The organism is Comamonas sp. Z1 (genome assembly GCF_008121555.1).
Taxonomy (GTDB): Bacteria; Pseudomonadota; Gammaproteobacteria; order Burkholderiales; family Burkholderiaceae_C; genus Comamonas; species Comamonas thiooxydans.
This window is the reverse complement of record NZ_VOQT01000015.1, coordinates 89,408-108,161: the sequence shown is the minus strand read 5'-3', so window position 1 is coordinate 108,161 and position 18,754 is coordinate 89,408. Positions and strand designations below refer to the sequence as shown.

The window sequence follows — 18,754 nt, the reverse complement described above, 5'->3', positions numbered from 1 at the left end:
TCAGTCCAGGCGGATGGAGGGCCTCAGCCGCGCGTTCATCAGGTCAATCAGCCACAGCAGGCCGCCGCGCCAGAAGCCGTAAAGCCGCGCCTGGTGCGAGCGGTACAGCATGATGTGGCTGAGCATGGCCATGCGGCCGCGGATCACGCCGCCGTTAAACAGGCCGAACTTGCCCAGCGAGCCATAGGCGTCGTAATGCGCAAGCGACACCAGGGCTCCAAAGTCACGATAGGCAAAGCCTACGGGTTTGGCACCGGGACGCTCCAGCACATGAGGCAGAGTCTCGATCAGATAGCGGGCTTGCTGGTGGGCAACCTGGGCCGTGGGAGGCAAAGCCTCCTGCTTGCCCGGCAAGGTATAGCTGGCGCAGTCGCCCAGGGCATAGATATCGGGGTCGCTGGTCTGCATCTCGTCATTGACCAGCAGTTGATTGCTGCGCGTGGTCTGCAAACCCAGCTGCATCAAGAATTCCGGGGCCTTTACCCCCGCAGCCCAGACACGCAGGCTGGCAGGAATCAGCTCGCCATTGGCCAGCTCGAAGCCTTGCTCGGTCGCACGGCTGACGCGGCCGCCGACGATCACGGAAACGCCCAGGGCCTGCAGCCGCACACGCGTAGCTTCGGAGATCTCCTCGGGAAAACTGGGCAGCAGGCGCGAGCCGGCCTCGATCAGCACGATGCGGAACTTGGCGGCCTCGCCCAAGGCGCCGTAGGCCGTGGCACTCTCTGCAAGCTGAACCAGCTCCGCCGCAAGCTCTACCCCGGTGGCGCCGCCGCCCACGATGGCGACCTGCAACTGCTCGCCACTGGTCATGCAGCGCACCATGCGCAGCCGGATTTCCTGGTTGAAGGCATCGGCCTTGCGGCGCGAATCGATCATGAAGCAATGCTCATGCACGCCGGGCGTGCCGAAGTCGTTGGCACCGCTGCCCACCGCAATCACCAGCTTGTCATAGGCAAGACGCCGCCCCGCCACCAGCTCGCGACCATCGGGGGCATAAATAGGGGCCAGCAGAATCTCGCGTGCCTCACGGTCCAGGCCGCACATCTCGCCGGGCTGGTAGGCAAAGTCGGCATCGGTAGCCTGGGCGAGATAAGTGGTCTGCTGCTGGGCCAGGTCACGGGTGCCGGCAGCAATCGTGTGCAGCATGGGCTTCCAGACATGGGCGGAGTCGCTGTCCACCAGCGTCACCGTGTCAATGCTCTCGCTCTTGAGCTTGCCCAGGGCTGTGGCCACCTCCAGCCCCGCCACGCCACCGCCCACGACCACGATGCGGGCCGCATGCCCATCACGTGGATGCGGTGGCTTGCGGGCTTGCTGCCCCTGAGACTCGATGATGGGCTGCTCGCCCTGCTCTGCTTGACTGACTGCGTTTTCCATGAACGACCCTGACTCTGCGTCTGTTGTGACCGAACGCCAGAACATCCCAAGATGTCTGGCACGCATTAATTGTTCTTCAATTTTTATAGCAGGAAACTCAATATGGACAAGGCAAATACTGATGATATATATCTTTTATAAGACTTGAACGGCACGAATACCAGGCTTGCCTCAAAAGCTTTCAGTTTTCTGAATGACCCTGGCTGCAAGCAATGCCAATCAAGCGTAGCGCGCTATCAACTTCTTGAGCGCCATGTCGTACGACATGGCCTTAAAACCCCATTCGACGAACAGCGCTTGTCAAGCAGCGGCAAAACCGCGGCTTCAACCATGCAATTTTCTTTTGTCAATATACGAAACGTATACAGACCTTATGATGCTCGGCCATGGGAATCGTCAAAGTTTCAGACCAGTTGCACGACCAGATTCGTGTCTCCAGCGCGGCCCTCGGCCGCTCCATCAATGCCCAGGCCGAGCACTGGCTGCGTGTAGGCCAGCTGGCCGAGCATCACCCCCAGCTCAATTACGAAGGCATCTGCGCCCTGCTGCTGCAACAAGCCGAGCGTGAGCTGCAGCCTGCCAGCGCCCATGAAGCCGACACAGTCGTGCGCCGCCCCCGTCCTGTGCGCCTGGTAGGAGGCATGCAATGAAGCGCGGCAAACAGAAAGTCGTACCCATTCATGACGCCACCGACATCTACCTCTCGCGCAAGGCCGGCGGCCTGGCCGCCAAGGTGCTGGCCATGCTCACCCCTCATGTGCAGCCCGGCGTAAGCACAGAGGAACTGGACAAGATCTGTCACGACTACATCGTCAACGAGCTGAAATGCACTCCCACCAATGTGGGCTACTATGGTTTTCCCAAAACCGTGTGCACCTCCGTCAACCATGTGGTCTGCCACGGCATCCCCGATACCAAGCAGGTCCTCAAGGATGGCGACATCATCAATGTCGACGTCGCAGTAACCACGCCCGAGGGCTGGATCGGCGACACCAGCCGCATGTACTACGTGGGCCAGCCCAGCAATCTGGCCAAGCGCCTGGTCAACACCACCTATGAAGCGCTGGTGGCCGGCATCCGCGCCGTCAAGCCCGGGGCCACGCTGGGCGATGTAGGCCATGCCATCCAGACCGTGGCCCAGCGCGAACGCTTTTCCATCGTGCGCGAGTACTGCGGCCATGGCATCGGCAAGGTCTATCACGACGAGCCCCAGGTGCTGCACTACGGCACGCCCGGTCAGGGCCTGACGCTGCAGCCCGGCATGATCTTCACCATCGAGCCCATGCTCAACGCCGGCAAGGCCGCCACGCGCGAACTGGCGGACGGTTGGACCGTGATCACCAATGACAAATCGCTCTCCGCCCAGTGGGAGCATATGGTGCTGGTGACGGAGACCGGATTTGAGGTGCTGACCCCCTGGCCCGAAGGCACAGGCGACTACCCTGCCATCTGATCAAGCGCGGCGAACCGCGCGTATTGCCCTGGGCGAGGTGCGCACAGCCGCTGGATTTTGGCAATAACGGCCAGAAGCGGTCCGGGGTCTTGAAACCAGCCTGGAAACAGCCAGGCCCCAGCCGCACTACAGTGCCCGGCATGACAAATTACCTGTATCTGGGTCTAGCCATCATCTGCGAGGTGATTGCCACCTCCTTCCTCGCCAGGTCGGAGGGCTTCTCCAGGCTCGGCCCCACCGCTGTTGCCCTGGTCGGCTATGCGATTTCGTTCTATCTGCTGTCGCTGACGCTGCGCACCGTTCCCACGGGCGTGGCTTATGCGATCTGGTCCGGCGTGGGCATCGTGCTGGTCTCGGCCGTCGCCTATTTCTGGCAGGGCCAGAAGCTCGATGCCCCCGCTCTGGCCGGCATGGCCATGATTGTCGGCGGCGTGCTGGTAATCAATCTGTTTTCAAAGACCGCCGGTCACTGATCGCCATCGCTGCTGAAGTCATCTGCTGACTGCGTCAGATCCTGCAGCCACTGCATGCTGGCGCGCAGTTCCTCGGGCCGGATCTCATGGGCGCCCGGATATTCGTGATAGCTCAGTTGCAAGGGCAAGGAGGCCAGACGGTCACGCACGGCATGGGCGCTGGTCAGCGGAATCACATTGTCATAAGTCCCGTGGCTGACCCAGGCCGACTTGCCCTCGAATGCGGCAGCGGGCGCGTGCAGCGACGCGATCTCGGGCAATAGACGGCTGTGCCAGACCAGTGCGGCACGCAAGGTCTGGGGCTGGGTCAGCAACTGGCTCAGGCTCATGATGCCGCCCTGGCTGAAGCCTCCCAGCACCACCCGCTCGGGCGGAATGTCCAGCTGCTGCGCGGCCTGCTCCACGGTCTGCTGCAGCAAGATGCGCGCCTGCTGCTCCTGCGGCACATTGATATGGCGCGTACCATCGGCATCCACAGTGAACTGAAACCAGGCATAAGCCCCCATGCCCATGGCAAAGGGCGCACGCAGACTGAGCACATGAAATTGCGGCGGCACATAGGGCACCAGGCCGAACAGGTCCTGCTCATTGCTGCCCACGCCATGCATGAGCACCAGCAGCCAGGCAGGCCGGCCGGCGTCAAGCTGCGCGGGCCGCTCCAGATAAGTCAAAGGCAATGTGCTCATGGACAACTCCCGAAGGCAGCACGGAATTTGATGGGAAACAGGCTGTAGCGCTTTTGCATTCTGCGACTGCAGCTATCAAAACAATATAGCGCAGACCCGCAGCCGGCTGACCGATCCGCACCCGGCCCGACAGGGTACGCGCATGCCTTTTGATACAGTTGACTGGCCTAAGCGTGGCGTTGCCGCTACACAAGCTCAGTCATGCACCCGCCCGCGCAATGCCTTGATGCCGGAGCGCAGGCTTTTGCCCTGCAGGCGTCTTTGCTGTGAGCCCCAGGTCGGCTTGGTGGGCTTGCGCGGGCGTGGCGGCCTGGCAACCGTGGCCACCAACGCATTGAGGCGCTGCAGCCCATCCCACAGGTTGTGCTCCTGAGTACGGTATTTTTGCGCCTTGATGACCACCACTCCATCGGTGGTGATGCGCGAGTCGCCCAAAGCCAGCAAGCGCTGCTGCACATCGACCGGCAGACGCGAGGCTCGAACGTCAAAGCGCAGATGCACGGCGCTGGCCACCTTGTTCACATTCTGGCCGCCCGGGCCTTGAGCGCGCACGGCGCTCCATTGCACATCGGCTTCGGTCAGCTCGAAGGCGGCCGCATTGCTCACGATAGAGCCTCCTGCAGCGTAGCGCAGAAGGTGGCCGGATCCTCGTGCTGTACCCAATGGCCGACGTTCCGCATCACCTGCCAGTCCAGCGCCCCCCGGCACTGACGCTGCATCAGCAGTTGCAGCTCGGCCAGGCAGCCCGCATACAGAGGGTCATGCTCGCCATAGATCGCCGCCACCGGCACTTTGATACGGGTCAGAGCCCGGGCCAGCACATCGGTGCGCGACAGCCGTCTGCGCGGCAGCCGGTCACGCGCCACATTGAGTGCATGCAGAGCCAGCGTCTCTTCATCAATCAGCGCCGCGTCATGCAGCATGAGGGCCGCGATATTGTGGCGATGGGCCTGCATCTGGGCCTCCAGCCCCTGCAGGTGGCGCCAGCCCAGCAGGCGCACGCTGCGTCCTTCGGTCATTCCCATGCCGGGAGCGCCGACCACCACCAGCCTCCGTGCCAGTTCCGGATGCTCGGCGGCCAGCAGACCGGCAGTCATGCCGCCAAAGGAAAAACCGACCAGATCGCAGACCGGACCCGAATCGGCATTGCCCAGCAGTTGCCGGATGCCATAGGCCAGGGGCTCCAGCATGGTGTCCACATCCATGCCCCCGGGCACGCCATCGGATTCGCCAAAACCCGGCAGATCGGCCAGCCACAGGCTGTAGCCCGCCTCGGTCAGCGGCTGAATCACGCGCAACCAATGCGTCCAGCTACCGCTGCCGCCATGCAGCAGCACCAGCGGCAGGCCGCGCTGCGCCACCCCGGCCGGGGGCTGCCAGCCATGCCAGATCATCGCGCCGCTGTCGGCAGCTTCTCCAAGCCGGGTCTGCACGCGCTGCGCCGTGGCCTGCAACCGGGCAATCGCTGGTGGCACGTCGACACCCTGCTCCTGCGAGACCTGCTCCAGCGAACAGGCTGCTTCAACCGCCGATGTCACCACTGCGCCACCGCATCGATGGCCAGACCGTAGCCTGCCACGCCGAAGCCGCACATCACGGCGCGCGCCGTGGCCGACAGATAGGAATGGTGGCGAAAGCTCTCACGCGCATGGACATTGCTGATGTGCAACTCCACCAGCGGCACGGCCGTGCCCTTGACGGCATCGAGAATTGCCACACTGGTATGGGTGTAGGCCGCCGCATTCATGATCAGCGCCTGCAACTCCCCCTTGGCGTGCAACCGGCCTGCCTCGTGAATCCAGTCCACCAGCTCGCCCTCATGGTTGCTCTGGCGGAATTCCAGCTTCAGGCCATGGCACAGGCAAGCTTCCTCGCAGAGCTTCTGGACATCGGCCAACGTGGCCGATCCATAGATGCCGGGTTCGCGCATGCCCAGCAGATTGAGATTGGGGCCATTGAGGACATAGACGGTTTTCACGGAAGCACTCTCCTGATTTTTGAGGACTGCCCGGATTATGCGAGCGCTGCAACCGACCCGCAGGCATAAAAAAAAACGGCTGCCTGGGCAGCCGTCCGCGGTGCAGAGTCTTTCAGGGCTCTGTCATCGATGCCATCAACGATAGTGATGATGATGGCGATGACCACGCCAGCGCGGGCCGCCACCGTAATAGACCGGGCCGGGCACGACCATCACGGGTGCGGGACGATACACGGGCGGCGGCGGCGCGTAGTAGACCGGTGCCGGAGGCGCATAGTAGACAGGGCGCGGCGGCATATAGACCGGGGCCGGCGCCATATAGGGTGTGGCGTAAACGGGAGCGCCGACGCCCACGGCCACGCCGGGCACGCCGATGCCGACCGACAGGCTGACGCCGCCATGCGCCTGGGCGCCTGCGGCAGCCATCAGGCCAGCAATAGCGATAGAGCCAGCGGCAAGCAGCTTGGCCATGCGGGGGGAAGTTGTTCTGGACATCACAATCTCTCCTCTGTTTATGTGTCACCGAGGGCAAGCCTGCAGATCTGTGCAGCGCCTTCGGCCCTTGGGGATATAACGTTTCAGAGTCCCGTCAGGATGGCACGGTTCCTCCAAAACATTGTGTCCAAATGCACACGAGGCAAAGCTGCAGTGTCCGCTGATCAACATGAGGTCATGACAGCCGGCCTAAAATGGTGCAATGAGCTCTGCTGACGCCTCCAAATCCAACAACTCCGCCCCTGAAGCGGTCAAGCCAACCAATTTCCTGCGCCAGATTATCGAATCGGATCTGGACAAGGGCACTTATGCCACCCGTCACTGGGGCGGCGCGCCCGGCGATGCCCAGCATCACCAAAGCGGCCAGGTCGACGAAGCCAAGATCCGCACCCGCTTTCCGCCAGAGCCCAACGGCTATCTGCACGTAGGTCATGCCAAGTCCATCTGCCTGAACTTCGGTCTGGCCCGCGACTTCGGCGGCGTCTGCCATCTGCGCTTCGACGACACCAATCCCGAAAAGGAAGACCAGGAATATGTGGACGGCATCATCGATGCCGTGCGCTGGCTGGGCTTTGACTGGAAGGATGTCGACGGACACGAGAACCTCTACTTCGCCAGCAATTACTTCGACTTCATGTACCGCTGTGCGGTCTACCTGATCGAGCAAGGCCTGGCCTACGTGGACGAGCAGTCGGCCGACGAGATGAAGGCCAACCGCGGCGACTTCACCCGTCCCGGCGTGAACAGCCCTTTCCGCGACCGCTCCGCGGCCGAAAACCTGCAGCGCTTTGCCGACATGAAGGACGGCAAGCTGGCCGATGGCGCCGCCGTGCTGCGCGCCAAGATCGACATGGCCGCGCCCAATATCAATCTGCGCGACCCGGCCATCTATCGCGTGCGCCATGCCGAACACCACAACACCGGCAACCAGTGGTGCATCTACCCGATGTATACCTTTGCGCACCCCATCGAGGATGCCTACGAGCACATCACCCACTCCATATGCACACTGGAGTTCGAGGATCAGCGCCCCTTCTATGACTGGCTGCTGAACCATCTGCGCGAAGGCGGTCTGATCGACGCCCCCCAGCCCCGCCAGTACGAGTTCTCGCGCCTGAACCTGACCTATGTGATCACCAGCAAGCGCAAGCTCAAGCATCTGGTGGACAACCAGTTCGTCACCGGCTGGGACGACCCGCGCATGCCCACCGTGGTCGGCCTGCGCCGCCGCGGCTACACGCCTGAGTCCATCCGTAACTTCTGCGAACGCATCGGCGTGACCAAGGACTACGCCTGGATCGACTACGGCACGCTGGACGGCTGCCTGCGCGAAGACCTGGAAAACAAGGCCCACCGCGCCATGGTCGTGCTGGACCCTGTCAAGCTCGAACTCAGCAACTGGGCCGAGGTGTTTGGCAATGCCGAACATCTGGAGGACTGCCACCTGCCCGCCCTGCCCCACGCTGCAGAAGGTGAAACCGTGCCCGAGCGCCGTTTTACCCTTGGCCGTGAAGTGTGGATCGAGCGCGAAGACTTTGCCGAAGTGCCGCCCAAGGGCTACAAGCGCCTGTTCCCCGGTAACAAGGTCCGCCTCAAGGGCGGCTATGTGATCGAATGTACGGGCGCCGAAAAGGATGCCGACGGTAATGTGACCAAGGTGCTGGCCACCGTGGTACCCGACACCAAGAGCGGCACACCGGGCGCCGACAGTGTCAAGGTCAAGGCTGCCATCACCTGGGTGGGCGTGATCGACGGCCTGCAGGCCGAAGTGCGCATGTACGACCGTCTGTTCACCGACCCGCAACCCGATGCCGGCGGCAAGGATTTCCTGAGCCTGCTGAACCCCGACAGCCTGAAGGTGGTCACCGCTTATGTGGAGCCTTCGCTCAAGGCTGCACAGGCTGATGACAAGTTCCAGTTCGAGCGTTTTGGCTATTTTGTGGCCGACCGCAAGGATCACCGGAGCGACAAGCCCGTGTTCAACAAGATAACCGGACTCAAGGACAGCTGGGGCAAGTAAACGCTCCAGCCAGTTTCAGCAAGGCTGCCAGGATTCACTGGCGGCCTTTTTTTATTGCGCAAGCCACTGCGGCATTTATCCCGAGAACAGCCATTCGGTTCTCCGATCGAGAAATGGATGGCGCCCCTAAATCATGGTTACATATTGAAATAAATACCGCCGGTATTGATTTTCAATACTTGATAAGCATTTACACAAAATGTTCTGAAATTCAGAGCATTCCATTATTTTCTTTCTAGAATCCTGCTCACCACAACATTACCCAATCCGCAATTCATTCGCGGATTTTTTATTTTCATCAAAGGTCAAGAATGAACAAAAAAGCAGGGGCAGGCATTGCAGCGGCCATCGCCGTGATCGTGGCGGGAACACTGGGCACCAGCTATTACATGGGCGGCAAGTTGCAGCAGAGCTTTACCGAAGGCCTGGACAAGTGGAACGAGCATGGCGTGAAGATTCAGGTCACCAGCTATGACCGCGGCGCTTTTTCTTCCATCGCCAAAACGGTATGGACCCTGGACAGCGGCGACGAGCCTGTCCAGTTCACCGCCGAGCACAAGATCAGCCACGGACCGCTCCCCCTGGGCCATGCCGCAGAGATTCATACCAGCTTCAATCTGCCAGAGAATGCAGACCCGGAGCTGAAGACCGCGCTCAATGGACGCTCTCCACTGGAAGTTGACACCAAGGTCGGCTGGGGCCGCAGCAGCTCCAACGTCATGACATCGCCGGCCGTGAGCAGCAAGATCAAGGACAGCGAAATGAACTGGGGCGGCATGAAGCTCGTCTGGGACATGCCAGCCGACATGAAGGCCGCCAAGGGCACGGGCAGCTTCGCCGGCCTGCAGTTCAAGGACGAGGAAGGCAGCGTGACGCTGGACAAGGCCGATATGCGCTTCGACATGAAGCAGCCCGCGGGCCAGCAGTTCTGGACCGGCCCGTTTGCCATGACGATTGCCAAGATTGCCGCCACCAAGCAGGAAGAGGAAGGCAAGAGCTCTGCCAGCCACTTTGAAGGCATCACCATGGATTCGGACACCATCCTCAAGGGCGAGGTCGTGGAAATGACGCTCAAGACAGGCATCAAGACCGCCAAACTCGAAGACAAACAGGCTGATGACCTGGTCCTGGACATGGCGTTCAACAATGTCGATGCCAACTGGATCAACCAGGTCGTGGAAATGAGCAAGCGCAAGAACCCGCTGCTCGGTGCTTCTGGCGAAGCCGGGGACGATGAAGACGCTGACGATCAGCAAAGCGGCGATCTGCGCGAGAAAATGCTCAAGTCGCTGACACAGGCGCTGGCACGCCAGCCCGTGATCGAACTCAAACGCCTGTCCATGCGCACCCCCGACGGCGTAAGCGAGTTCGCGGCTGCCATTCAGTACCTGGGCGATGGCGAGAAGATGGGCAATCTGCTGCAGGATCTGAAGGTCAGCCTCAAGGCCGATATGCCCAAGCCCTTCATGGAAAACATGATGCTCTCGCGCAGACGCTCCAGCCTGCTGGCCGTGTTTGAAGGCGAGAGCGAGTACAAGCCCGAAGATATCGAGGAGGCAGCCAAAGCCCAGACTCAAGCCAGCCTGGACATGCTCAAGGAGCAAGGCATCTTCGAAGACAAGGACGGCAAGATGCGCACCGAGATCGTCTATGCCAAGGGTGAATTCCAGGTCAACGGCAAGCCGCTGGACGCCATGGGCACGAGCACACTCATGGGCACCATGACCGAATGACGTGACCGGCGTGCTGCGTCGCGGATCGCTCCAGGGCCTGCCTCGTGCAGGCCTTTTTCATGGAAAAAATCGCCCCGAGCGTGGAGATACAGGCGAGAAACCTCCCTCTACATGCCTTGCCCAAAATTTTTGTTATTTTCGGCCCTTAAGCCTTACCCATAATAGGAAGGAAGCTATCAAAATTTATATGCTTTCGTGGAGCATGACTGCAGCCACACGCTTTATTTGCTTACAACACTCTGTCAACAACGGCTCAACACTGGCGTTAAAACAGCATCCGCCATAGCACCGTGACTTGCACTGTGCGGCGCAAGGAGCGTTAGATGTCGCATTTCCCTCAGACCCGGCCTGAGCAGCCGGAACAGCAGCCAAGCACGGTCGCCCGCCTCTGGCACCCAGGCATGATTGCTCTGGCCGCCGCCATGGCACTGAGCGCCTGCAACGACAAGGATTCGCCGATCAAGGCGGACAGTGCGCCGTCGGCCTCGGCACCGGCCGCCATGTCGGATGCCCCACAGCCTCAGCCCGCAGCCTATGTGCCACCCGGTGCAGACGCGCTCTACCGGATGGTGGCGCCGATTGCGCTGTACCCGGACAAGCTGGTGGCCCAGATCCTGGCCGGTGCCACCTATCCAGACCAGATCAGCGCTGCCGAAACCTGGCTGGGGCAGAACCCTGGACTGCAGAAGACAGCGCTGAGCAATGCCGTCAATGCCCAGAACTGGGACCCGTCCGTCAAGTCATTGACCCAGTTTCCCAACGTGCTGGAACAACTGGCCTCCAACCTGCCCTGGACCACGGCGCTCGGCAAAGCCTATTACAACGATCCCTCGGATGTGATGAACGCCATACAGGTCATGCGCAACCGGGCCTACAAGGCCGGCACGCTCAAGACCTCCAGCCAGCTCAAGGTCAACCTGGCGTCCGCGCCTGCCGCCGTGGCCTATACGCCTGGAGCCGTGGTCACACCCCTGCCCGACCCAGTCATAGAGCCACCGGAGCAGTTCATTGAAATCAGCCCCTCCCAGCTGGATACGGTCTACGTTCCTCAGTACGACCCGGCTGCGGTCTATGGTCAGCCGCTGCCCGTATATGGCGGCTACCGCTATGTGGAAGTGCCGCCTCCGACTCCCGTGGCCGGCGTGCCAGTGATGGCCGGCCTGCTGGGCTTTGGCACCGCCATCGTGCTAGCCGGGTCCATGGACAGGCATCCGTCCTGGGGCTGGAATGCCTGGAATATGCACTGGGGCGACCCCGAAAGGCCCTGGCGCCACGGCGAGCGCCCCCCGCCCCCGCAGGCCCGCCCGGCCGTGGTTTATAACAACACCACCTATATATCGCAGTCGCGAACCGTGGTGCAGAACATCCATCGCACGGACAACACCTACATCAACAACATCCATGCAAATGCCGCAGGCGAGCGCCAGGTACAAGCCGGACAGCCTCAGACTGCAGGCGTCTTCGCTGCACAGCATGGACTGCAGTCGGACGCGATTGCTGGCGGCGCAACAGCAGCAGCCGTCGGTGCCGCGGCACTGGCAGCCGGTGGCCATGCCCTGAGCCAGCGCCAGCCAGCACAGAGTCCTCTGGCTACACAGCTACAGGGCAGGCCGGGCTTTGCCCAGGGACCCAACCAGGTTCCAGGCGGGCCACGCGCGTCCAATGGCAATACTTTGATGCCGCCGCAAGACCCGCATGATCGCCATCCACCGCAGGCGCCGCAGATGCAGGCTGCCACGGCGGAGAAAGCCATGCAGCAACGCCCACAGGAGCCAACCCAGCGCCAGCAAGCAATGCAGCAGCAGACTCCTGTGCAGGTGCAACAGCAGCACGCCCAGGAGCAGGCCCAGCGTCAGCAGCCAATGCAGCAAGTCCGCGAGCAGCAGGAGCTCCAGCGACAAGCCCAGATGCAGCAGCAACAGCAACAGCAGCGTGCCCAGGAGAAGGCTCAACGCCAACAGCAAATGCAGCAAGCCCGTGATCAGCAAGAGCATCGGCAACAGGCACAGCTGCAGCAGATGCAACAGCAGCGCGCCCAGGAGCAGGCTCAGCGCCAGCAACAAATGCAGCAACAAGCCCTTGAACAGCAAGAGCGTCGGCAACAGGCACAGATGCAGCAGATGCAACAGCAGCGCGCCCAGGAACAGGCTCAGCGCCAGCAACAAATGCAGCAGCAACAAGCCCGTGAACAACAGCAGCGCCAGCAGCAGGCCCAGATGCAGCAGATGCAGCAGCAGCACGCCCAGGAGCAAGCTCAGCGCCAGCAGCAAATGCAGCAGCAACAGGCTCGTGAACAACAGCAGCGCCAGCAGCAGGCCCAGATGCAGCAACAACGGGCACAGGAACAGGCCCAACGCCAGCAGCACCAGGCCGAGCAACAGGCTCGCATGCAAGCGGCGCGCTCAGAGGGCCGCTCGCGCGGGGATCGCGAGCACCGTTGAAACGCCACTCGCCTTCATACCAAGCCGCCTGCCATGCAGGCGGCTTGTCAGCGCGCAACCTGCATGACGGTATAAACAAGCTCATAAAAGCTCATTCGTTTTGCTCCACTCATTGCCGCAGCCTTCATGTACAACCCCAGCCATTTCAAGATCGATGATTCGGCCTCCCTGCATGCCCTGATCCAGGCTCACCCGCTGGGTTGTCTGGTCACCCAGTCCGACGCGGGACTGGACGCCAATCACCTGCCGTTCGAGTTGCTGCAGGACGAGGATGGCATGCTGCGACTGATCGCCCATGTGGCGCGCGCCAATCCTGTGTGGCAGCAGATCCGGGACGACAGCCCCGTGCTGGTGATCTTCCGTGCCGAGCAGGCCTATATCTCTCCCAACTGGTATCCCAGCAAGCACGAGACCCACGAGCAGGTGCCGACCTGGAACTACCGTGTGGTCCACGCGCACGGCCGCATCAGCGTGCGCGACGATGAAAAGTTCGTGCGCGGCGTGGTGGGCCGGCTCACCCGCCGCCACGAGGCCAGCAACAATGCCGAGGCCCCATGGAAGATGAGCGACGCTCCGCCCGACTACCTGCAACGCATGCTCGGCGCCATCGTGGGCCTGGAAATTACCGTCGACCGCCTTGAAGCCAAGTTCAAGCTGAGCCAGAACAAGCAGCAGCGCGACCGGCTCGGTGCAGTGCAGGCTCTGGAGCAGTTGGGACAGCTGGACCTGGCCCAGAGCATGCGCCAGCCCTGATCGCGCGGCCGGCCTTCAAGGCATAGCCAGCGTAAAGCTCACATGCCTGTATCGCCTTTAGCTCCGCTATCGATAGCAATACAGCACAATGCCTGCACAATCCGATAAGCACCATGCCGACCGAAAAACTTACCAGCCCCTCTTTCCCGCCCGCACGCCGTCACCTGCTGCAATGGATGGCGCAAACAGCGCTGTTTGCCGCAGCACCGGCCTGGGCGGCACGCAGCGCCAACTCGGACAGCGCGCTCTGGCCGCAGGACAGCAGGGTTCCCGGCGGCGTCGCACGCCTGTCGCTGGGCCCGGCTTCCGCACGCCCCCTGGTCACGGCAGCGGAGGCCGAGGTTCTGGTGGTGGGCGACATGATCGAATGGACCGCACTCGTGGGCATACCGCTTGCCAGCACACCGGGTGAGCAAAGCATTGGCGTGAAGGCCGACGGCCGTTTGCGCACCATGAGCTATACGGTGCACGACAAACAGTATGTGGAGCAGCGCCTCAAGGTCTCGCCCAAGACGGTGGACCTGTCTGCCGAAGACAATGCCCGCTACGAACGCGAGGCCGCCCACCTGAAGACCGTGATGGCCACCTTCACCGAGCCGCAGCCTTCCGGCAGCCTGCACATGCGCGTGCCGGTGCCGGGCCGTCGCTCCAGCAGCTTCGGCCTGCGCCGTGTCTTCAACGGCCAGTCGCGCAATCCGCACAGCGGCATGGACATTGCCGCCCCCACGGGCACGCCGGTGCCCGCACCGCTGCCCGGCAAGGTGATCGACGTGGGTGACTATTTCTTCAACGGCGGCACGGTCTGGCTGGACCATGGCGGCGGCCTGCTCACCATGTACTGCCACCTGAGCCAGGTGGACTGCAAGCCGGGCGACCAGTTGCAGACGGGCGATGCCTTTTGCAAGGTCGGAGCCACAGGCCGCGTGACCGGTCCCCACCTGCACTGGAGCGTGATGCTGAACCGCGCCATGGTGGACCCGGCGCTGTTCATCTGAACGGATCTCGCAGACTAAAAAGCGGCTCCGCGAGCCGCTTTTTAGTTCTTGCTACCAGATCAGAATCACAAGCTCCCGACCTACCAAGCGCTGCAGACCGGTTTGCTCGAAACTATGGCGCATCCTGATCCTGCTTCAGATAGTTCTCCACCAGTTCGAAAAAACTGTCGTAGAAGCTGCGTTTGGAAATGGTCTCGCTGCCCACCTTGACCAGCGAATCGTTGCTGGAAGAAAACGGCAGAGACAGCGAACCCAGAGCGCTCACGCCCACGCTGGCCGAGGTTGCGCTTTTCTTGAGCGAATAGCGATCCTGCAACGCTGTCGCAAAACCCAGACTGACCAGGCCGTCGCTGGTCTGCGGCACGCAGACCACACGGAAATTGATTTCCAGATTGGTCTCCGTATTGGGCTGGAAGTTCTTGCGCCCTTCTATCAGCTCCTGCGTCCTGGCCGTGGCGATATAACCCTGGCTCAACAAGGCACGGCGCGCGGCCTCGCAAGTCTGTGCCGGTGTCGCATCAAAGCCGCGGGAAAACGTGGAACTGGAGTCGAAAGTCTCCTGTACCGGCATATGCTGAGGTGCGGTTGCCGAGCATGCCCCCAGCAAACCTGCCAATATGCCCACAGAACCCAGCCGCCCCCAATTCAGCCCAAACAAAGCAACACCACCTAAGCGCACAGAAACTCCTTGATGCCTGGGCCGTAGTTTCTTCATAGCCCGAACCTTTGAAGCGTAGCAGCTTGGCAAAGACTAATTTGACGAAGCGCTGTCTAGACGTACGGATTTTTTCGCTCTTTACAGGGGCTTCACGCCCGAGCGGCACATCTGATTTCTCCGCCCGTCAGCGTGCAGCATTTGTTGACACTCTGAGGTTGTCGAAGCGCAAAACAACAGCAACGTTGGGTTAAGGTCAGATAAAACCCGCAGGGAACTGATATGGTCAACAGAGACTCTGTTTCTGCTGACACGGTTTGCCGTATTCCTCTATTCGACCTTAAGGAAACCCTATGAAATTTCGCTGGACCTGGTGCCTTCCCCTTGTTGCTTCCATGACGCTTGCCGCCTGCGGTACGACAGGCGGCGGCGGTGCAAGCAAGCCCGGCCCTACAGGCCCCGCAGGCGATGCCACGTCGCTGACTGCCTACCACTGGAAATTGCAAGAGGCCTTCACGCCGGCGGGCAATGAGGACCAGAGCTGGTTCCTGGGCTCCAGCCAGGCACCTATCGAGCTGGACTTCGTGGACCAGCGCGTCGTCGTCAAGAATCTGTGCAACGTCATCTCGTCGGCTTACACCGTTGAAGGCCAGCGCATCAATCTGCAGCGAGGCATGAGCACCCTGCGTGCCTGCAATGACAACCAGCTGATGATGCTGGAGCAGAAGGTTGCGCGCATTCTGCCTACGGCCAAGCAGTGGAACGTGCAGCTCGGCGGCGCCACTACTGAACAGCCTCGCCTGACGCTGCAGTTCATTGATGGCACGCGCTGGCAGCTCAACGGCAAGCCCACCGCCCAGACCCAATACGGCAGCGCGCCCGAGCGCATATTTCTCGAGGTCGGTCCCGAGCGTAAGGCCTGCAGTGCAGGCGCAGGCCGCCATCAGTGTCTGCAGGTGCGCGAGATCCGCTACGGCGACAACGGCGTCAAGACCTATACCGGCCAGTGGGAAAACTTCTACAGCGAGATTGAAGGCTACAAGCACGAAGCCGGTGTGAGCAACGTGCTGCGCATCAACCGCTTCAAGCGCCAAAATGTTCCCGCCGATGCTTCAAGCTATGTCTATGTGCTGGACATGGTGGTGTCCTCGGCCATCGCCGACAAGCGCAAGTAAGCCACGTTCAGGCATTGAAAAAGCCGGCCCAGGTGCCGGCTTTTCTATTTTCATGCGTACATTCAACGCCGATGTTTCACGCACCACACTCCATCAATCGAAGCCGGTGTCAGAGGACGATTTTCTTTTGGCAATAACTACTTAGGGAATGTTTTCTGAACGTAGCAGTTCGGAAAACAGGATTGCAGGTTATGCCCAGCGTCTGTGGAGCTGCCTGTGGACAAGCCTCGGAAAAACAGGGCGAGGCCGCACAGGCATTGACTTCGGGCACTGCGATCAAAAAATACGCAGGGATGGTTGGGCCTGCGATGTTTCACGGAGAAAAAAGCCGACACCTTTCGGATGTCGGCAAGAGAGGAAAGTCACTGACCTCACACACACAAATCATTGAACTGGCTTCTGCCTCGGCTCCATGCCCCGGACAAGAGCTGACAGATTCAACGCAGACGGAAACGGCCTTCCACAAACATGGAGGAACGATGGCCGCTTTCGCACTGGTTGTCAGCGTAGGACCAGAAAGCCTGCACCGTGCCCTTGGCCGAGTCTATGACCTGGCTGACCGTGAAGCCGGTCTTCTCGATCCAGTTCAAAAAATGCAGGTGGTCGCTCAGTTGCAGATAGCTGAGGTTCTCGCAGCCCTCGGAAATATGCCCTTGCGAGTCCACCACGCGCCAGCGCATCTGACCGCTGGCGGTGTAGCGGACTTGGGCCTGGCTGTCCGGGAATTCAATGACTGCTTCGCGGCCCAGAAGAGTTCCTGCGTATTGCATCGAAAGCATGGACATGATGTGACTCCTTGAGAGAAAGCTTCGCTATTCATAACGCCAAACCATTTGTGTGAAGCTATGATGAATCGCCGCCGTTTCCTTGCGTGTGGGAAAGTGACTCATGCCTTCGTCGGTAAACATTTTTTGACAAACAAGGCTTCTCTCCTGCATGGCATGAAGGTCAATCCGCAGCCTGCTTGCCGGATATGAACCGCAGGAGAAGTGAATGCTCATAACGGCCACAGGCACTGCAGAGAACAAGGCGATCGCGCATACTCGGCCCTCTGACATTTCAGGTCGCCAAGGCAGGAAGTCGGCCCAGGCCCACTCCCGCCTCCCCAGCCGCACTCACGGATCTCACCTTGTCCACCCCCGTCACCTCTACAGCGCCTCAGGCCCCCTCCATCCCGCCATTGCGCGATCCCGCTTTTGTCAATTTCGTGCTGGCACGCATGCTTGCCATGTTTGCCCAGCAGATGCAGGCCGTGGTGGTGGCCTGGCAGGTATACGACATCACGCGCGAGCCTCTGTCTCTGGCCTATGTCGGGCTGGCGCAGTTCCTGCCCATGGCGGGTCTGCTGATTCCCGCTGGCGATCTCAGCGACCGCATGAGCCGCAAGCGCCTGCTTGGCATCAGCTGGCTGGTGGCCGCGGTCTGCTCGGGCCTGCTCTGGCTGCTGGCCGAGAGCGGTGCTCACAATGTGCACTGGATTTATGCAGTGCTGGTGCTGTTTGGCTGCAGTCGCGCCTTCAGCGGTCCGGCGCTGCAAAGCCTGTTGCCGCAGATCGTTGCCCGCGAGCAGCTGGCCCAGGCACTGGCCACCAACAGCATGCTGATGCGTATCTCAGCGATTGCTGCTCCCGTGCTGGGCGGCCTGCTGTACGCGCTCGGCGGCGGCGTGCTGACCTATGCAGTCTGTGGCGTCGCTCTGCTTCTGGGCGCAGGCCTGCTGAGCCAGGTCCCCGTGCACTTTGCCAGCCCCAGGATCGTCACTGACGTTCAAACCACCATGTGGCAACGCTTTGCCGAAGGCCTGCATTTCATGCGCACCCGCCCCATCATCCTTGGCACCATCTCGCTCGATCTGTTTGCTGTGCTGCTGGGCGGCGTTGTGGCCCTGCTGCCCGTCTATGCGCATGAGGTGCTGCAGGTCGGTCCGCAAGGCCTGGGCCTGCTGCGCTCCTCCATGGCCGCAGGCGAGGTCTGCATGGGCCTGTGGCTGGCCTCGCGCCCCATCAACCGCCGCGTGGGCAAGGTGATGTTTGCCGCCGTAGCAGTGTTCGGACTGGCCAATCTGGTGTTTGCGCTCTCGCACTGGTTTGTACTGTCCATGCTGGCACTGGCCGTGGCCGGTGCGGCCGATATGGTTAGCGTCTATATTCGCGGCGCATTGGTGCAGTTTTCCACGCCCGACCATATGCGCGGCCGCGTGAATGCGGTGAACATGCTGTTCATCGGCTCCTCCAACGAGCTGGGCGAGTTCCGCGCAGGCAGCAGCGCGTCCTGGTTTGGCGCAGTTCCCGCCGCCATTCTGGGCAGCCTATGCACGCTGGGCGTGGTGGGTGGCTGGATGACACTGTTCAAGCCGCTGCGCGATGTGGACAGGCTCGAAGATGCGGCGCGCGTAAGCGGCCTCGAGCCCCCCGCAAGCACTTGAAAATCAATAGCTGCCAACCATCGGGCAATTGGCGCTGCAACCCGTTTCGACACAAAAAAGCCTCGCAGACCCTGCGAGGCTTTTTGCTGATC

General features: G+C 61.3%; 18 protein-coding genes. 10 read left to right on the top strand and 8 right to left on the bottom strand.

The window, feature by feature from the left end; translation table 11 throughout:
- Positions 1-1,380, bottom strand: coding sequence for an NAD(P)/FAD-dependent oxidoreductase (locus FSY45_RS21585; protein ID WP_046461979.1), 1,380 nt, complete (start codon positions 1,378-1,380; stop codon positions 1-3).
- A 386-nt stretch (positions 1,381-1,766) separates the two neighbouring features.
- Here FSY45_RS21585 and FSY45_RS21580 point away from each other — a divergent pair, with 386 nt between their 5' ends.
- From FSY45_RS21580 to FSY45_RS21570, 3 genes are all read left to right on the top strand, one after another.
- Entirely contained in the window at positions 1,767-2,030 is a 264-nt protein-coding gene (locus tag FSY45_RS21580) for a ParD-like family protein (protein WP_046461980.1), read from the top strand.
- On the top strand, positions 2,027-2,833 hold the full coding sequence (gene map, locus FSY45_RS21575) for a type I methionyl aminopeptidase (protein ID WP_003063857.1): 807 nt from the start codon (positions 2,027-2,029) through the stop codon (positions 2,831-2,833). Before FSY45_RS21580 ends, map begins: the two co-directional genes overlap by 4 nt.
- 140 nt (positions 2,834-2,973) lie before the next feature.
- Positions 2,974-3,306 (top strand): SMR family transporter, encoded by a 333-nt coding sequence (locus FSY45_RS21570; protein WP_003063858.1) that lies wholly within the window; start codon positions 2,974-2,976, stop codon positions 3,304-3,306.
- Here the strand turns inward: FSY45_RS21570 and FSY45_RS21565 are convergent.
- The 5 genes from FSY45_RS21565 to FSY45_RS21545 form a co-directional block, all read right to left on the bottom strand.
- Positions 3,300-3,992 (bottom strand): alpha/beta hydrolase, encoded by a 693-nt coding sequence (locus FSY45_RS21565; protein WP_012839187.1) that lies wholly within the window; start codon positions 3,990-3,992, stop codon positions 3,300-3,302. The two genes, FSY45_RS21570 and FSY45_RS21565, sit on opposite strands and share 7 nt — an antisense overlap.
- Positions 3,993-4,187: 195 nt before the next feature.
- Positions 4,188-4,598, bottom strand: a complete 411-nt coding sequence (arfB, locus tag FSY45_RS21560) for an alternative ribosome rescue aminoacyl-tRNA hydrolase ArfB (RefSeq protein WP_003063861.1) — start codon at positions 4,596-4,598, stop codon at positions 4,188-4,190.
- On the bottom strand, positions 4,595-5,533 hold the full coding sequence (locus FSY45_RS21555; RefSeq protein ID WP_003063862.1) for an alpha/beta fold hydrolase: 939 nt from the start codon (positions 5,531-5,533) through the stop codon (positions 4,595-4,597). The genes arfB and FSY45_RS21555 overlap by 4 nt, the downstream gene beginning before the upstream one ends.
- Complete coding sequence (gene aroQ / locus FSY45_RS21550; protein ID WP_046461981.1) at positions 5,527-5,970, bottom strand: type II 3-dehydroquinate dehydratase; 444 nt, start codon at positions 5,968-5,970, stop codon at positions 5,527-5,529. Before aroQ ends, FSY45_RS21555 begins: the two co-directional genes overlap by 7 nt.
- A gap of 135 nt (positions 5,971-6,105) precedes the next feature.
- The gene (locus tag FSY45_RS21545) at positions 6,106-6,441 is read right to left on the bottom strand and encodes a hypothetical protein (protein WP_003063865.1); all 336 of its coding nucleotides are present in this window, start codon (positions 6,439-6,441) and stop codon (positions 6,106-6,108) included.
- A gap of 226 nt (positions 6,442-6,667) precedes the next feature.
- Here FSY45_RS21545 and FSY45_RS21540 point away from each other — a divergent pair, with 226 nt between their 5' ends.
- The 5 genes from FSY45_RS21540 to FSY45_RS21520 all read left to right on the top strand — a co-directional run bounded on the left by FSY45_RS21540 (position 6,668) and on the right by FSY45_RS21520 (position 14,407).
- On the top strand, positions 6,668-8,485 hold the full coding sequence (locus tag FSY45_RS21540; RefSeq protein ID WP_046461982.1) for a glutamine--tRNA ligase/YqeY domain fusion protein: 1,818 nt from the start codon (positions 6,668-6,670) through the stop codon (positions 8,483-8,485).
- Positions 8,486-8,796: 311 nt separating this feature from the next.
- On the top strand, positions 8,797-10,218 hold the full coding sequence (locus tag FSY45_RS21535; RefSeq protein ID WP_046461983.1) for a YdgA family protein: 1,422 nt from the start codon (positions 8,797-8,799) through the stop codon (positions 10,216-10,218).
- A 323-nt stretch (positions 10,219-10,541) separates the two neighbouring features.
- The gene (locus FSY45_RS21530; RefSeq protein ID WP_046461984.1) at positions 10,542-12,659 is read left to right on the top strand and encodes a DUF3300 domain-containing protein; all 2,118 of its coding nucleotides are present in this window, start codon (positions 10,542-10,544) and stop codon (positions 12,657-12,659) included.
- Between the two features lie 126 nt (positions 12,660-12,785).
- Positions 12,786-13,412, top strand: coding sequence for an FMN-binding negative transcriptional regulator (locus tag FSY45_RS21525; RefSeq protein ID WP_046461985.1), 627 nt, complete (start codon positions 12,786-12,788; stop codon positions 13,410-13,412).
- 113 nt (positions 13,413-13,525) lie between these two features.
- Positions 13,526-14,407 carry a M23 family metallopeptidase gene (locus tag FSY45_RS21520; RefSeq protein WP_148748378.1) on the top strand — a complete coding sequence of 294 codons (882 nt, stop codon included), beginning with the start codon at positions 13,526-13,528 and terminating at the stop codon, positions 14,405-14,407.
- 112 nt (positions 14,408-14,519) lie between these two features.
- On the opposite strand, the gene FSY45_RS21515 is transcribed toward FSY45_RS21520, so the two are convergent.
- Positions 14,520-14,978, bottom strand: a complete 459-nt coding sequence (locus FSY45_RS21515; RefSeq protein WP_003063876.1) for a DUF2242 domain-containing protein — start codon at positions 14,976-14,978, stop codon at positions 14,520-14,522.
- A 437-nt stretch (positions 14,979-15,415) separates the two neighbouring features.
- Here FSY45_RS21515 and FSY45_RS21510 point away from each other — a divergent pair, with 437 nt between their 5' ends.
- On the top strand, positions 15,416-16,237 hold the full coding sequence (locus tag FSY45_RS21510; RefSeq protein WP_003063879.1) for an META and DUF4377 domain-containing protein: 822 nt from the start codon (positions 15,416-15,418) through the stop codon (positions 16,235-16,237).
- 437 nt (positions 16,238-16,674) lie between these two features.
- On the opposite strand, the gene FSY45_RS21505 is transcribed toward FSY45_RS21510, so the two are convergent.
- On the bottom strand, positions 16,675-17,022 hold the full coding sequence (locus tag FSY45_RS21505; RefSeq protein ID WP_003053278.1) for a hypothetical protein: 348 nt from the start codon (positions 17,020-17,022) through the stop codon (positions 16,675-16,677).
- A 434-nt stretch (positions 17,023-17,456) separates the two neighbouring features.
- Here FSY45_RS21505 and FSY45_RS21500 point away from each other — a divergent pair, with 434 nt between their 5' ends.
- Positions 17,457-18,662, top strand: coding sequence for an MFS transporter (locus FSY45_RS21500; protein WP_370456503.1), 1,206 nt, complete (start codon positions 17,457-17,459; stop codon positions 18,660-18,662).
- Positions 18,663-18,754 lie beyond the last annotated feature (92 nt).

Excerpts from the sequence above, each read along its gene's own strand:
- FSY45_RS21585 (WP_046461979.1), bottom strand. The coding sequence starts at position 1,380 with ATGGAAAACGCAGTCAGTCAAGCAGAGCAGGGCGAGCAGCCCATCATC.
- FSY45_RS21580 (WP_046461980.1), top strand. The coding sequence starts at position 1,767 with ATGGGAATCGTCAAAGTTTCAGACCAGTTGCACGACCAGATTCGTGTC.
- map (WP_003063857.1), top strand. The coding sequence starts at position 2,027 with ATGAAGCGCGGCAAACAGAAAGTCGTACCCATTCATGACGCCACCGAC.
- FSY45_RS21570 (WP_003063858.1), top strand. The coding sequence starts at position 2,974 with ATGACAAATTACCTGTATCTGGGTCTAGCCATCATCTGCGAGGTGATT.
- FSY45_RS21565 (WP_012839187.1), bottom strand. The coding sequence starts at position 3,992 with ATGAGCACATTGCCTTTGACTTATCTGGAGCGGCCCGCGCAGCTTGAC.
- FSY45_RS21545 (WP_003063865.1), bottom strand. The coding sequence starts at position 6,441 with ATGGCCAAGCTGCTTGCCGCTGGCTCTATCGCTATTGCTGGCCTGATG.
- FSY45_RS21540 (WP_046461982.1), top strand. The coding sequence starts at position 6,668 with ATGAGCTCTGCTGACGCCTCCAAATCCAACAACTCCGCCCCTGAAGCG.
- FSY45_RS21535 (WP_046461983.1), top strand. The coding sequence starts at position 8,797 with ATGAACAAAAAAGCAGGGGCAGGCATTGCAGCGGCCATCGCCGTGATC.
- FSY45_RS21530 (WP_046461984.1), top strand. The coding sequence starts at position 10,542 with ATGTCGCATTTCCCTCAGACCCGGCCTGAGCAGCCGGAACAGCAGCCA.
- FSY45_RS21525 (WP_046461985.1), top strand. The coding sequence starts at position 12,786 with ATGTACAACCCCAGCCATTTCAAGATCGATGATTCGGCCTCCCTGCAT.
- FSY45_RS21520 (WP_148748378.1), top strand. The coding sequence starts at position 13,526 with ATGCCGACCGAAAAACTTACCAGCCCCTCTTTCCCGCCCGCACGCCGT.
- FSY45_RS21515 (WP_003063876.1), bottom strand. The coding sequence starts at position 14,978 with ATGCCGGTACAGGAGACTTTCGACTCCAGTTCCACGTTTTCCCGCGGC.
- FSY45_RS21510 (WP_003063879.1), top strand. The coding sequence starts at position 15,416 with ATGAAATTTCGCTGGACCTGGTGCCTTCCCCTTGTTGCTTCCATGACG.
- FSY45_RS21505 (WP_003053278.1), bottom strand. The coding sequence starts at position 17,022 with ATGTCCATGCTTTCGATGCAATACGCAGGAACTCTTCTGGGCCGCGAA.
- FSY45_RS21500 (WP_370456503.1), top strand. The coding sequence starts at position 17,457 with ATGCTTGCCATGTTTGCCCAGCAGATGCAGGCCGTGGTGGTGGCCTGG.